General features: G+C 42.1%; 13 protein-coding genes. 8 read left to right on the top strand and 5 right to left on the bottom strand.

The window, feature by feature from the left end; all coding sequences use genetic code 11:
* Window positions 1-145 precede the first annotated feature (145 nt).
* Together pnuC and nadR are read right to left on the bottom strand one after the other, a co-directional pair.
* On the bottom strand, window positions 146-889 hold the full coding sequence (pnuC, locus tag AAEY87_RS04200; protein ID WP_350656068.1) for a nicotinamide riboside transporter PnuC: 744 nt from the start codon (window positions 887-889) through the stop codon (window positions 146-148).
* A gap of 79 nt (window positions 890-968) precedes the next feature.
* Complete coding sequence (gene nadR, locus AAEY87_RS04205) at window positions 969-2,054, bottom strand: multifunctional transcriptional regulator/nicotinamide-nucleotide adenylyltransferase/ribosylnicotinamide kinase NadR (RefSeq protein ID WP_350656199.1); 1,086 nt, start codon at window positions 2,052-2,054, stop codon at window positions 969-971.
* A gap of 903 nt (window positions 2,055-2,957) precedes the next feature.
* Here nadR and AAEY87_RS04210 point away from each other — a divergent pair.
* The 4 genes from AAEY87_RS04210 (at window position 2,958) to AAEY87_RS04225 (ending at window position 7,355) form a co-directional block, all read left to right on the top strand.
* A complete protein-coding gene (locus AAEY87_RS04210; protein WP_068037612.1) occupies window positions 2,958-3,170 on the top strand; it encodes a PspC domain-containing protein in 213 nt (70 codons plus the stop codon).
* Window positions 3,171-3,602: 432 nt separating this feature from the next.
* Entirely contained in the window at window positions 3,603-4,577 is a 975-nt protein-coding gene (glyQ, locus tag AAEY87_RS04215) for a glycine--tRNA ligase subunit alpha (RefSeq protein ID WP_350656200.1), read from the top strand.
* Between the two features lie 9 nt (window positions 4,578-4,586).
* Window positions 4,587-6,680 (top strand): glycine--tRNA ligase subunit beta, encoded by a 2,094-nt coding sequence (gene glyS / locus AAEY87_RS04220; protein ID WP_350656069.1) that lies wholly within the window; start codon window positions 4,587-4,589, stop codon window positions 6,678-6,680.
* 387 nt (window positions 6,681-7,067) lie between these two features.
* Complete coding sequence (locus tag AAEY87_RS04225) at window positions 7,068-7,355, top strand: hypothetical protein (protein WP_082785715.1); 288 nt, start codon at window positions 7,068-7,070, stop codon at window positions 7,353-7,355.
* A 69-nt stretch (window positions 7,356-7,424) separates the two neighbouring features.
* Here the strand turns inward: AAEY87_RS04225 and AAEY87_RS04230 are convergent, their stop codons facing one another.
* Both AAEY87_RS04230 and AAEY87_RS04235 read right to left on the bottom strand, forming a co-directional pair.
* On the bottom strand, window positions 7,425-7,880 hold the full coding sequence (locus tag AAEY87_RS04230) for a cell division protein ZapA (RefSeq protein ID WP_350656070.1): 456 nt from the start codon (window positions 7,878-7,880) through the stop codon (window positions 7,425-7,427).
* 107 nt (window positions 7,881-7,987) lie between these two features.
* On the bottom strand, window positions 7,988-8,428 hold the full coding sequence (locus tag AAEY87_RS04235; RefSeq protein WP_068329300.1) for an HlyD family secretion protein: 441 nt from the start codon (window positions 8,426-8,428) through the stop codon (window positions 7,988-7,990).
* Window positions 8,429-8,640: 212 nt separating this feature from the next.
* On the opposite strand from AAEY87_RS04235, the gene AAEY87_RS04240 reads away from it, so the two are divergent.
* The 4 genes from AAEY87_RS04240 to AAEY87_RS04255 all read left to right on the top strand — a co-directional run bounded on the left by AAEY87_RS04240 (window position 8,641) and on the right by AAEY87_RS04255 (window position 12,191).
* On the top strand, window positions 8,641-9,294 hold the full coding sequence (locus AAEY87_RS04240; RefSeq protein ID WP_068037605.1) for a UPF0149 family protein: 654 nt from the start codon (window positions 8,641-8,643) through the stop codon (window positions 9,292-9,294).
* Between the two features lie 171 nt (window positions 9,295-9,465).
* The gene (locus AAEY87_RS04245; RefSeq protein ID WP_350656071.1) at window positions 9,466-9,948 is read left to right on the top strand and encodes a nucleoside deaminase; all 483 of its coding nucleotides are present in this window, start codon (window positions 9,466-9,468) and stop codon (window positions 9,946-9,948) included.
* A 138-nt stretch (window positions 9,949-10,086) separates the two neighbouring features.
* Window positions 10,087-11,322, top strand: coding sequence for an acetylornithine deacetylase (gene argE / locus AAEY87_RS04250; protein WP_350656072.1), 1,236 nt, complete (start codon window positions 10,087-10,089; stop codon window positions 11,320-11,322).
* A gap of 131 nt (window positions 11,323-11,453) precedes the next feature.
* Window positions 11,454-12,191 (top strand): LysE family translocator, encoded by a 738-nt coding sequence (locus AAEY87_RS04255; protein WP_068037603.1) that lies wholly within the window; start codon window positions 11,454-11,456, stop codon window positions 12,189-12,191.
* A gap of 99 nt (window positions 12,192-12,290) precedes the next feature.
* On the opposite strand, the gene miaB is transcribed toward AAEY87_RS04255, so the two are convergent.
* Window positions 12,291-13,772 carry a tRNA (N6-isopentenyl adenosine(37)-C2)-methylthiotransferase MiaB gene (gene miaB / locus AAEY87_RS04260; RefSeq protein WP_350656073.1) on the bottom strand — a complete coding sequence of 494 codons (1,482 nt, stop codon included), beginning with the start codon at window positions 13,770-13,772 and terminating at the stop codon, window positions 12,291-12,293.
* Window positions 13,773-13,814: the final 42 nt, after the last annotated feature.

Consider the following 13,814-nt stretch of genomic DNA (forward strand, 5'->3'; position numbering starts at 1 on the left):
GTTTAAGCTCTTTCAGTATTTAAGGTTAAGCTGAACTACTAGTTGTAGCACTATTTACGATGATCTACCATATTATCGGCTAAACCATACAGTCATAAGAGCTTGTTTTGATAAATTTATTTGCTATTTAGTGTTTTTGTTAAACCTAGACTTCTAAGGAAGTCTGCTCACTACGATGCCACTCGTACAAGCCGATGAAGGCGTTAATTTGATAAACCATCGTTTGAATAGCAAAAATATAGTTGCCAGACATCAAGTTTACTATCAACCAGACGAAGTTGACGATAATCCAAAGCCACCAATTAAATGAATAGCGCAGAATCATTGCTGCTTGTGCTGTAATAGACAGCACGAAGGCTAAAACGTTAATCCAAAAGAAAGAAATTATCCCTAAGAACTTGCTGTTATCGTCTTCTACGACGGCATAGCCATAGCTGGCAAGTAGATCGTTAACCATTGGGAATAGCGCTAAGCCAATGGCAATAAACGCAGCTGTGATAAGCCAGACCCATTTACTGGCTGACTTAGGTACCATGTCACCATCAAGATCAGTATGCTTGGACCAATAAAATAATCCGTAAACATGGGTAAAAAAGTTAAATAAAGGTGCCAGCATCAAGCCTACTGCACCAGAAGTTGCTTGTACTACTACCTCGCCAGCGGTCGCTGCCATACCAAGGCCATTACCCATGACGTTTTTACGGAATGATAGCGACACTACACAGACTAGACCGACAAAAGAGACACCCAAATAAAATATATCAAGTGTCGTATGTTCTGTAGTAAGCCAAAAGCCTGTGGATAACGCAATAACGCCGCAAATGAACCAGATGACAATCCATTGCATGGCCCACTTTCCGGTAATGTTGTCCAATAGCTGAATGCGCATAACTTCTTTTCCTAAAAAATATGAGTATCAGCAGAATACTGACAAAAGCAACTTTATAAATTTGGTGTTTTCGAACATATTAATTATGGTTTTTACCATAAATATATTGATCGATAACCATCAACGCTTGCTGATAGCGGGCGTCATAATCAGGTTCATCAATCAAATGCGGCGCTATATTGTGACGTGCAAAAATATCGACGAGGCGCTGCTCAAAACGTCCACGTGCTTCAGGCGTACCTAAAGAGCGCATGCCATCATCAACCCATGGCGTGTTGTTATCCAGCATAATGGTATGGTCTAAGCGAAACTCATCAATACAGGCACTGACAAAGGGATGGGTACGTCCTTCATACTCTTCACAAAACGCCTGTGTGGTCACAAAATCAGTGTCAACGATAGTGACAGGCGCTGTCGCCACAGCAGCAGCATCTCGCATAGCCTGAGCATGATTGAGCGCGATGGGTCCGTAATCACTGTATTGTAGGCCAATCTCACTGCCGCCTAAGTCCGTGCCGACATACAGTCGTCCCATCTCTAGCGCAAAACTTGCCCCATAATAGTTAGCAAGTTTATGAACTAAGGTGGTCTTCCCTGAGCTTTCACCGCCGACGATAGCGACAGTCTTCGTATAATCACCGCGCGCTTGTGGATGAATCGCTGACCAATAAGCTATTGGATCACGCGCGATAGCATAAGAGTCAAATTCAGGCTGGAGCGGGGTAGTCACTACTTTCATCAGTAATTGCTCTCGAATGTTGCTCTGTGCAAGTGGATGATTGTCCGCGACGAATAATACGGCCTCTGCTGGCAAGTCTAGCGCCTCAATTAAGCGTTGCAGTTTGGCATTGCTAGCAGCAATATCGATAGTCACATCATCGAAGCTGTCGTGTAGTGGCAGCTCAATCTCATGAGTGGTATGAATGTGAATAAATGGCAAATCTGCACAAGCCATCTGGAGCCAACGCGCTTTGTCTTGTAGCGTAATAGTGAAATCTGGGTGCGGTGACGGGTGAGCGGTAATGATGATGTGTAAGGATTTTGCTTGCCCTGCAGCATCTAAAATACTGCGCATCTGCCCTAAATGTAGTGGTTCAAAGTGTCCAATTATCAAGCCATTATCGTACATAATATTTCCTAAAATTTTACCTAAAAATTTACTTATATAGTCGATCCGCTATAAAAATAAATACAGCGCTACTGAGATGATTTTTCCTTGCTTGCTGTGCCTACGCAGACAGAGGCTGCGTAAAAATCATCTTAGTAGCGCATTATAATCTTTGTACTTCTTTTATTTAGGACTGACTATACAATATTTCATTGATTCTCTATTACACATTACATTGGATAGCGATTCTATTAAGGTCAGACTATATAAAGCTTTGCACCTTGATACAGGTGGCTTATTGTAAACTGCTGCTTGGTTTTTGTTAGCCTGTATAAATAGTTTAGTCTGTTTAAATCATAACGTTTTTCATCGTTAGATATTTCTATTTCCGATAAAAGCTGTCAGAGCAGCACTTATAGTAATGTCTTTATTTATAGTCACTTGCTTGTAGCTGCTTTTCCACATTTACTTGTTCATAACTAACTGTTTAATTTACTTCATAAATTTCAAAAATATAGCACTAATTTCGTATATAAATAATTCGATTATTTAGTTTTCGTTAGTCATTAAAGTATCAATCTAGCAGTCTTATGTGAGAAGTCAAAAGTATATAGCAAACTGCCAGTAGAATAGTAGTAAGATAGGAGCAACAAAGCGATTCTTGAAACATTTTGAAATAATTATTTAGAATCAGGTAGTTACAGGCACTTTAGGACAGGTTAGGGCAAGTTTAAGTAGCATAAAGTCACAAACCATACCTACACTGCTAACAGATAAAGCTTAATTAGTTGCTATAATTGTCCGTAAGTTAAGAAGAGTAAGAAGCAATTAAAAGATAGCTATTAGAATATGTTTTTCAAACAACATTAGACTAACTTCTTAATTGTAATATTTAAAAATTTCATAATAATAATATTAAGCGAAATTTTAAAAAGAAATCTGAGAAGAGAGGTATAAGCTTTGGCTAAGTTAGCAAAATTGCATCGTTCACAGAACAGCCGTATGATCGCTGGCGTGATGGGCGGTATTGCAGAATATGTAGGTTGGTCGCCAACATGGGTACGCCTTCTATTTGTAATAATTTCCACTCTAAGCGCCGCAGTACCGGGTATTTTAATCTATATCGTTTTATGGATTGTCATGCCTAAGGCTTCTAACCAGTCTTACCAGTAGTACATTTTTACCGATAGTATGAAGTTTAATAATGCAACATCAATAACAACAAAAAATATCAGCTGATACGAAGCAGCCCACAAAAAGCAAAAAGCCTGACCATAACAGGATAGCAGCGATACACTTTTCCTCCTGCCCAGATGTTAACTCATCTGGGTATTTTTTTTGCTCTGTGATTTTTTCTATGTGATTCTAAACCTTATAACTTACTAGCTCATTGATTTACTAGAATAGCCTCGTTTTTTTGTCGCATTTTAACCTTGAGATAAATTTAGTTGCTGTAAATATGGATAAAATATCTATTTTTTAGTAAGGTGAGCAGGCAAATAGATATGTAGCCGGATGCGCTGCACGAACAATGAGCATAAATGTTTATCACGTTCGGTCTAACACTCCTAATTCCATAGTGATCTTCTTATGAATTCTCAACCGATGACTTTCCAAGATTTAATCTTAACCTTACAGAATTACTGGGCTGACAAGGGCTGCGTGATATTGCAGCCTTATGATATGGAAGTCGGCGCTGGTACCTTTCATACTGCTACTTTCTTGCGTTCATTAGGTCCTGAGCGCTGGAATGCCGCTTATGTCCAGCCTTCGCGCCGCCCAACTGACGGTCGTTACGGTGATAATCCAAACCGTTTGCAGCATTATTATCAGTTCCAAGTGGTATTAAAGCCTAACCCACCTAATATCCAAGAGCTATATTTAGACTCGCTAAGAGCCATTGGTATTGATCCTTTAGTACATGATGTGCGTTTCGTTGAAGACAACTGGGAGTCGCCTACGCTCGGTGCATGGGGTCTTGGTTGGGAGATTTGGCTAAACGGTATGGAAGTGACGCAATTTACTTACTTCCAGCAAGTTGGCGGCATTGAGTGCTTCCCGGTCACTGGCGAGATTACGTACGGTCTTGAGCGTTTAGCGATGTATGTGCAAGGTGTCGATAGCGTTTATGATTTGGTTTGGGCAGATGGTGAATTTGGCCGTGTCACTTATGGCGATGTCTTTCATCAAAACGAAGTTGAGCAATCCACTTATAATTTTGAACATGCTGATGTGCCAAAGATGGGCGAGTTTTTTGACTTTTACGAAGAGCAGGCAGATAAGCTGGTTGCAGCAGGTTTGCCATTGCCAGCGTACGAGATGGTGTTAAAAGCCTCACATGCCTTTAATTTGCTCGATGCGCGTGGTGCCATTTCAGTGACTGAACGTCAGCGCTTTATTCTGCGTGTGCGTACCTTAGCCCGTAAAGTGGCTGTCAGTTATGTCGAAGCACGTGCCAAGCTGGGCTTCCCATTGGCAGATGATGACCATCGCCAAGCAGCTTTAGATAAGTATTTGCCAAAAGATGAGACTGAAACTGAAGAGTCAAATAAAAACCAATCAACTAGCAATAATAAATAGGAGCATCCCATGAGTACAATTTTATTTGAACTGGGGTGTGAAGAGCTGCCTCCAAAGAGCTTAAAACCCTTACGCGATGCATTAGAGAACAGCGTCAAAGAACAGCTGAATGAAGTTAATATTAGCTTTGATAGTATGAAAGCTTTCGCCGCACCACGCCGTTTAGCGCTACAGATTGAAGGTATCAGTGATAAGCAACCTGACCGTACTGAGCAAAAGCGTGGCCCTGCGATTAAAGCCGCATTTGATGCTGATGGCAATCCGACGCGTGCAGCGCTGGGTTTCGCTAAAGGTCTAGGTATTGAAGCAAGCGAGCTTACGACCATTATCACCGATAAAGGTGATTATGTCGGCTATGAGCAGACGGTTCATGGTCAAGCGACCACGGAGCTGCTGCCTGCTATTTTTCAGACCGCGCTTGATAATCTACCGATTGCGAAGCGTATGCGTTCAGGTGCAAGCCGCGATGAATTTGTCCGTCCGGTACAATGGGCAGTATTGATGCAGGATGACGCTGTCATTGATGCCACTATCCAAGGCCATCAAACTGGTACACAAACTCGTGGCCATCGTTTCCATAGTCCTGATTATCATACCATTGCTCATGCTAATGACTATGAAGAACTATTAAAAGGTCTTAAAGTCGTTGCAGATTTTGATAAGCGTCAAATGCTTATCAAAAACCAAGTCAAAGCATTAGCCAATCAAGTAAATGCTAATGCGATTGTACCGCAGGATCTGTTAGACGAGGTGACGGCGTTGGTTGATTTTCCGATTGCGCTACGAGCTGACTTTGAATCGCGCTTTTTACAAGTACCGCAAGAGGCGCTTATCTCGACTATGCAAGCGGATCAAAAGTATTTTTGTCTGACGGATAAAGAAGGTAAGCTGCAACCTTATTTTATCTTTATTACTAATATTGAATCAAAAGATCCTAAGCAAATCATTGAGGGCAATGAAAAAGTCGTGCGTCCGCGCTTGGCTGATGCAGAGTTTTTCTTTTTACAAGATCAAAAGCAGCCATTGTTTGCGCTAACTGAAAGTCTAAAAACACGTGTATTCCAAGACAAACTGGGTACGATTTGGGAAAAGTCTGAGCGTATTGCTAAGCTTGCCGCGTTTATTGCCGCACTTATGCAGCAACAAGGCGCGCAAATTGATATTGAGGAAACGGTACGTGCGGCGATGTTGGCAAAAGCGGACTTGGCAAGCTCACTGGTTGGTGAGTATCCTGAGTTGCAAGGTATCGCTGGGACTTACTATGCGCGCTTAAATGGCGAACCTGCTGCCGTTGCTGCAAGTTTGGAAGAGCAGTATCTGCCTAAATTTAGTGGTGATGTATTACCTAAAACGCCGATTGGTATTTGCTTAGCACTGGCTGATCGCTTGGATACTCTGGTCGGTATTTTTGCGATAGACCAAGCACCAACAGGCTCAAAAGACCCGTTTAGCTTGCGTCGTTCGGCGATTGGTATTTTGCGTATTTTGATTGAAAAGCAGCTGCCGATTAATTTGGTCGCTTTGGTTGAGCAGGCAATTAAAAACTATACCAGCACTGAAGGCAGTAAGATTGCTAAAATGGGCGATACCTTTACCCAAGTAATGGCATTTTTAAATTCACGCTATCGAGCAATGTATACTGAGCAAGGCGTCAGCGTCGATACTATTCAGGCGGTGCAGGCGATTAATCCGCACATGCCGCTCGATTTTGATCAGCGTATTCGTGCAGTACAGACTTTTAGCGAGTTACCGCAAGCCTCAATGTTGGCTGATTCGAACAAGCGCGTGGCTAACATTTTAGCCAAGTCAGAAGTAACCGTTGCTGATAAGGTGGATGAGGCATTGCTAGCTGAACCTGCCGAACAGGTTTTATATAGTAGCGTTCGTCAAGCGCAAACAGCGGTGACACCACTACTCGAAAAGGCTGACTACACGCAAGTATTGCAAACACTAGCCAGTTTAGATGAACCATTGACACAGTTCTTTGATAATGTGATGGTTAATAGTGAAGATGCAGCGCTAAAGAACAATCGCTTAGCGTTGCTTAATCAGGTACGGGCGCTGTTCTTAACCGTGGCTGATATTAGTGAGCTGCAGCTGTAAGGTTGTTGTCTAAACCATTTGAAATGCTATCAATAAAAACTATGCATTAAACAGCGTCCATAAAAAACTGGCTATAGGTAGCCAGTTTTTTTATGCACAGGTAAGAAATGCTTCAAGCTTTTTAATAATTAGTCCGACAGTAAGTAGACAGAGCAGTGATTGTACTAGTAGCATGATTTACAGTAAACTTTACATCATAGCTATAGCCTATATTAAATAAGAGTATCATGCATTTTAGTTCCATGCGAGGCTGATGAAAATGTTCTTGCTTGCTGTGCCTACGCAGACAGAGGCTGCAAAAATTTCTATCAGACTCGCTGTAACGTTTTTAGAGTGAATTGACTATATCCCCATAGCGCATTAACTGCCAAACCGAGGAGCATTCCTGTGTTCGCTGCGATTATTATCATCATTATTATTTGGATTTCGATGTGGGGCTTTTATAAGTTCATGTATCCACGAGCGCCCAAAAGCATGATGCCAAAAGAGGGCGATGTGACCACACCGCGTCATTGTAATTTCTGCGGCAACAGCTTAGCTGAATATCGCGGCGTCCTTGAAACCAAGCCTAGCTTAGCTGCAAACAGCGATAGCAATATTGAAGCTAACCAAGAGTTATTCTTTTGCAACTATGAGCATCAAGCAGACTTCCATGCTGGTAAGAGTTACAAATGATAATTCGCATTGCTTTCTACACTATCGGATGCTGTACTATCAAAGAAAGATAAGAGCCTGTGTTTAAATTTACAAAATAGACTGTGCATCTTTCATAATTTTGCTGAGTAGTGCTTCAGCTTGTTTGGACGCTTGCGCAGTCTCGTTATCTGTCTTTTTATGCGCATGGATTTTTTCATAAAGGTTCAAGCAGCATAATACGAGTAAATTCTCTTGACCTAAATTCGGTGCCTCTCTTTTAATGTTTAGAAGAAAGTCATTGATGTAGTAGACCGCTGAACGTAGTTCTGCTTCTTCATTCACTGGGCAATAAATCTGATAAGTTACCCCGGCGATGACGATATCGACTTTTTTCATTTGTGGTTCAGGAGCCGCAGATTTTGTGCTGGCATTAGAAGCTGTATTGTTAGCAGTTACTGCTTGCGCACTGGTTGATTTAGCATTGTCAGCGTGCTCATGCTGTTTTTGATTCTGCTCAGATTGCAATTTGTCGTTTTGAGTGGCGTTGCTATTATTATCAGTCATAAAAGATCCTACAAGTTAACGTCGTTAAAATAATATGAGTAGAGTGGCGCTATCAGTATATGACACGCCGCAGTATCATTTATATAAAGCATGCATTTAAAGAATGCTTAACCTTCCATTTGATCAATACGCGTCAACCGTTTTAATACGACTTGCGTACGTTCGGCAGCGAGCTGGTTTTTCTCTTGCAAGTCATGGTTTTGTTTTTTAATGTCGCTGTTTTGCTGCTTGAGCTCATCATTATGCTGTTGTAATTGGCTATTTTGTTGTTGCAAATCACTCAGCTGTTTTTGCAGCTTGTCTTGTTCCTCACCGATCATATGATGGGCTTCAGCAAGGTTCTGATAGCGTTTATCTAGATCGCCCAGCTGTTTTTTAGCGTTATCACGTTCAGTGCTACTGCTATCAAGCTTGGTTTGGAGGGCGGCCAGCTCTTTTGGGTCACTATTAGGTTGTTGTTTTAGGCTGCTAAGTTCAGCACTGACGAGCTGATACTGCTTTTTTATATCGAGTATCATTTTTTCTAGGCTTTTAAGTTGATCATACATAGTCAGTTTTTATCCTTAACAAGTCATGCGTGGATGAATTTTCTTCGTTACGTTTAATAATGCCATAGGTGACCGCATAATATCTATATCAACAAAGTAATTGCACGTATTGAGCTTTGTTTTTTACTTTTATTAGTCGCAGTCTTGCAAATATCGTAAGGTTGCGACTGTCTTTAACGAATAATTGCTAACTAATTGATGGGACAACTATTATGAATGACAATATCTCTGGCTGGAATACTTGGTCAAATGCGATTGAAGATTGGACTGACGTGAGTATTTGTGAGCTACATGGTTTGATGACTGGCTTGATGACGGCTTGCAACGCGCCTACTGAGCAAGAATGGGCGACCGTATTGGCAGAGTTGAGCTTTGCGCCGTTACCAGATGCTGCATTGACTTTATTGACTGAAGAGGCAGAGGATACGGTATTTCAGCTCAAAGACAAAGACGACGCTTATGCGTATACGCCACTAGTACCTGACGATGAGCATGACTTGTATGAGCGCGTGATGGCGTTAAAACAGTGGGCAAATGGCTTTATGACAGGTTTTGGTATCACTGATTGTCGCCTAACTAGCGAAGAAAATGAGATGCTAATGGATTTGGCTAAGATTGGCGGTATTCGTCTTGAAGAAGATGAAGAGTATGAGGGCGGCGAAGAGTCCTACCTTTATATTTATGAGTTTGCGCGTATGGTGCCTGTGAGCTTTGCCACCCGCAAACGCAAACCTGTTAAAGAGTTGGCGCTAATCTCAGGTCTCGCTATGGATGCTAAAACAACTAAAGAATTGCAAGCGGAAGGTAAGTTACCAAAGCCTATGCCACATGTGTTGGATGTAATGAATCAGAATAATCCATCGTAAATACTTAATAAAACTCAACAACTCTGCATATATCTATTTCTGATCACGTGGCTCGCACCGTTTTGTACTTACTTTATACTAACTTGCGAGCCACATAATTAAGATTTAAACTGTCTCAAGAGTAAGACTAATTACTAAACAACTTATTAGAAGTAGAATAAGAGTAGCATTATGATAACCGACAATGAAATGCAACATCTGCGTCGCTGTATTGAGCTTGCCGCTGAAGCTTTAGAAGCAGGCGATGAGCCATTCGGTAGTGTGTTGGTCGATGGCGAGGGTCATGTATTGCGTGAAGATCGTAACCGTGCCAATACGGTCGATGCAACTTACCATCCTGAGATTGCTGTCGCGAAATGGGCGGCGGAAAATATGACTTCAGAGGCGCGTGCAAAAGCGGTGGTTTATACTTCAGGTGAGCATTGTGCCATGTGCTCTGCGGCTCACGCTTGGGCAGGATTGGGGCGTATTGTTTACGTTAGCTCTTCAAAACAGTTAGGCGCATGGATGGATGAGATGAGCGTCAAACCCTCATCTCCCATCAATACCTTGTCAATTCAAGAAGTGGCGCCGAACGTACCAGTAGATGGTCCGGTTGCAGGCTTAGACGAAGAAGTAAAACAGTTACACCAGCGTTCTTTCCAAAAAGGCTAACGTTTTTTATTTTTTACCATCCCAAAAATTACAGTAGCAAGGAAAACGAATGCGAGTACTACATCTTGTAGGCTTAGCAAGTTTGATATAGCTAATCGTATTTCTAGGATCGGTATTATATTTTGATAAGGATATCCTATGATTTCAAATGATAATGATAGCCAACTTAAAAATACTGACTATCCATCTAAAAGTATCGATTGGTTAACGCGCTTGATTGGTTTTGATACGGTCAGTCGGCATTCAAACTTAGCATTAATTGAAGATGTACAAGCCTACTGCGAGCAGTTAGGTTTAACGGTAGATTTGACTTTTAATGAAGCCAAAAATAAAGCCAATCTATTCGTTACTGTGACAGCAGGAGCAAACGCTGACGAAGTCAATCACGGTCTTGTGCTATCGGGTCATACCGATGTAGTGCCAGTTGATGGGCAAGAATGGACGTCAGAGCCGTTCATAGCGACCATTCGTGGTGACAAACTATATGGTCGCGGTGCTTGTGATATGAAAGGCTTTATCGCTTGCGCATTAACTTTATTGCCACAAGCTGCAAAGCTATCTAAAAATGGTCAGCTACGTCGTCCATTGCACTTGGCTTTATCATTTGATGAAGAAGTTGGTTGCTTAGGTGCGCCATTAATATTGGCAGATTTAAAAGCACGTGGTATCACACCTGATTATTGTATTGTTGGGGAACCAACTAAGATGACGATAGTTGTGGCACATAAAGGCATCGCTGTTTATCGTTGCCGCGTCCATGGCAAGTCTGCGCATTCATCATTGACCAAACAAGGCGTTAACGCCATTAGCTATGCCAGTCGTTTGATTGGTTATGTTGATACCTTGGCGGAAGAATTGAGCCATCGTGACGGTGCTCTTGACGATGGGGATGCGTTGTTTGATGTGCCTTATTCGACACTTTCAGTGGGCACGATAAAGGGTGGGACGGCGACCAATATTGTCCCCAATCTATGTGAGTTTACCTTTGACTATCGCAATCTGCCGCATATGACACAAGACGATATCCTCGCGCCGATTCAAGCAAAGGTTGCAGAGCTCAGCGCCCAAATGCAAGCACGCGCTGCCGATACCGGTATTGAGCTGATGCAAGAAGAAAGCGTGCCAGCAATGACCGATAGCGACAGCGCTGAGCTACAAGCGTTAATAGCAGCACTCACGGGCGATGATAAACGTCATAAAGTAGCTTATGCAACTGAGGGCGGGCAATTTACCAATGCTGGCATCCCAACGATTATCTGTGGTCCCGGTAGTATCGAGCAGGCTCATAAAGCTGATGAGTATGTAGAGCTGAGCGAAATTGAGCGTTGTGATGGGTTTTTACAGAAGTTGTTAGGTAGCTGTACGGTTAATTAGTTTATTAGATGGCAGAACGTTTATATTTGATATGAATGGGCATAAAATACACCGTCTTGATGGCGGTGTTTATTTTTTGCATCTTTTTCATGTATTCAGTTTATTTTAAATAAAAGAGTAGAGGTTGGTTGATGTCTTGGCATCTGTTTGCGGTGTTTTTTGCAAGTACGTTTTTTATCTCAGCGACTCCTGGTCCTAATATGCTACTCGCATTCCAGTATGGCATGAACTATGGGGTGAAGCGGACGCTCTGGACGTTAGCAGGATTAAGCCTTGGTTTGTTCATTCTATTGCTTTCAACCTTGCTTGGCTTGGATGTAATTAGTCGCCAGTCACCTTGGCTGCTCACTGTTATTAAAGCAGTAGGCGCAGCATATCTAATCTATTTGGGTATCAGCTCATGGCGCGATGCTGGTGATGGCAGCTTAATGAGTGATGCTCGCGAAATGAGCGAGGAGGTCGCGGCTGACTATCCTGATACGATGTCATCTGTGACTGATAAAAAAACGCCGCAGCCGCGCTCGCTATCGAGTGCGGCAGTTAGAGTATCACCGAGCAATATGACACTATTTCGTACTGGGATATGGGTATCGCTATCTAACCCAAAAGCGATTTTGTTTTTCGCCGCATTTTTTCCTAAATTCATCAATTTTAGTGCACCGCTATGGCCACAATATATCTTATTAACCATAGGATTATTTTTAAGTGAGACGATTTGGCAAATTATTTATACCCTAGGTGGCAAAAAGCTGGCAAGTTGGCTTGATATGGGCAATCGCTTAACGTGGTTGAATCGTAGTTGCGGGGTAATATTTATTTTAATTGCAGCAGCTTTACTAATTGAAGTGTTAAATAGTTTTATGATGTAAAAGATGGATAATTTTTAATATTAATATGACTCACAAAGAAGCCGTTCGCTATAAGTAAGTAGCGAACGGCTTTTTTATTAATTCAATTTTTCTAAAGATTTAAGCCAACACTTCGACAATCTCGCCTTTCACCATATGCGGACTCACAAAGTCAGTCACACGTACACTAACGATTTTACCGAGTAGCTCATCCATTTTATCAACGTCATAAGGGAACATGACGGTACGTGTGTTATCCGCAGTACCGATTAAGCAGTCTGGATGACGGTCTGCAATTTGTTCAACTAATACGCGAGCAGTCGTGCCAACCATCTCATGAGTTTTGGCAAGCGTTGAGTCAATGATAACTTTTTGAAATTCTGCTAAACGCTCTTTCTTAGTTTTGAAGCTCACATCATCAGCAAGCTCTGCTGCTGGCGTGCCCGGACGCTTAGAATAAATAAAGCTATAAGAGTGATCGAAATCCAACTCTTTTGCCAGATTCAAAGTGTCTTGAAAGTCTTCATCAGACTCACCAGGGAAGCCAATGATAAAGTCACTAGATAAATAAATATCAGGACGAATCGCTCTAAGCTTATTAATCTGATTGATATAAACATCAATGGTGTGGTTACGCTTCATCGCTGCCAAAATTCTATTCGAGCCACTTTGTACTGGTAAATGCAGGTGCGATACCAGCTCTGGTAATTGCGCATAAGCGTCAATAATATCGTCAGTAAATTCTAGCGGATGGCTGGTCGTATAGCGGATACGCTCAACACCATCGACATGCGAGACATAATGTAGGAGCTCTGCAAAACGGCAAATACTGCCATCATCTTTTTCACCGCGATAGCCGTTAACGTTTTGACCGAGTAGATTAATCTCACGCACACCTTGCGCTGCTAAATTGTCAATCTCTGCCAATACATCATCAAGCGGACGTGATAATTCTTCGCCGCGCGTATAGGGAACCACACAAAACGAGCAATACTTTGAGCAGCCTTCCATAACAGAGACAAAGGCTTTGTAACCCTCTACTTTTGGTTCAGGTAGAAAATCAAATTTTTCGATACTGGGGAAGGAGATATCAATCGTACCAATACGATTTTTAGGTGCTATATCGCGTTGCTCGCTCGATTGATCGTATAATTCTGGAAGACGATGTAGAGTCTGCGGGCCAAATATCATATCGACATAAGGGGCGCGTTTTTGAATATTATCGCCTTCTTGCGAGGCTACGCAGCCACCAACACCGATCACTAAATCTGGACGTTTTTCTTTCAGTTTACGCCAGCGACCCAATTCTGAAAAGACTTTTTCTTGGGCTTTTTCACGAATTGAGCAAGTGTTCATGAGCAGTACATCGGCTTCATCGATATCATGGGTCACGACCATGCCATGCGAATCGCCCAGTACGTCAAGCATTTTGCCGGAGTCGTAGACGTTCATCTGACAGCCTTGCGTGGTGATAAATACTTTCTTTGTCGCGGCCGATGGTTGCGCCAGATTTGGCTCTACGAGTGCATTGATAGCAGGCGCAGTGACAGTAGCTTCAGAGCTAGCGTCATTAATGCGGGGGTCGAATACAGAAACACTCATAAGTAAAATCCACAATTATCAAGAATTATCAAACAATATAGC

Origin of the sequence: Psychrobacter sp. S1-30-MNA-CIBAN-0213 (assembly GCF_040309845.1) — a bacterium.
In the GTDB taxonomy this organism is placed as follows: domain Bacteria; phylum Pseudomonadota; class Gammaproteobacteria; order Pseudomonadales; family Moraxellaceae; genus Psychrobacter.

What these genes read in the sequence shown, in the direction of transcription:
- pnuC (WP_350656068.1), bottom strand. Translation starts at nt 889, where the DNA reads ATGCGCATTCAGCTATTGGACAACATTACCGGAAAGTGGGCCATGCAA.
- glyQ (WP_350656200.1), top strand. Translation starts at nt 3,603, where the DNA reads ATGACTTTCCAAGATTTAATCTTAACCTTACAGAATTACTGGGCTGAC.
- glyS (WP_350656069.1), top strand. Translation starts at nt 4,587, where the DNA reads ATGAGTACAATTTTATTTGAACTGGGGTGTGAAGAGCTGCCTCCAAAG.
- AAEY87_RS04230 (WP_350656070.1), bottom strand. Translation starts at nt 7,880, where the DNA reads ATGACTGATAATAATAGCAACGCCACTCAAAACGACAAATTGCAATCT.
- AAEY87_RS04235 (WP_068329300.1), bottom strand. Translation starts at nt 8,428, where the DNA reads ATGTATGATCAACTTAAAAGCCTAGAAAAAATGATACTCGATATAAAA.
- AAEY87_RS04240 (WP_068037605.1), top strand. Translation starts at nt 8,641, where the DNA reads ATGAATGACAATATCTCTGGCTGGAATACTTGGTCAAATGCGATTGAA.
- AAEY87_RS04245 (WP_350656071.1), top strand. Translation starts at nt 9,466, where the DNA reads ATGATAACCGACAATGAAATGCAACATCTGCGTCGCTGTATTGAGCTT.
- argE (WP_350656072.1), top strand. Translation starts at nt 10,087, where the DNA reads ATGATTTCAAATGATAATGATAGCCAACTTAAAAATACTGACTATCCA.
- AAEY87_RS04255 (WP_068037603.1), top strand. Translation starts at nt 11,454, where the DNA reads ATGTCTTGGCATCTGTTTGCGGTGTTTTTTGCAAGTACGTTTTTTATC.
- miaB (WP_350656073.1), bottom strand. Translation starts at nt 13,772, where the DNA reads ATGAGTGTTTCTGTATTCGACCCCCGCATTAATGACGCTAGCTCTGAA.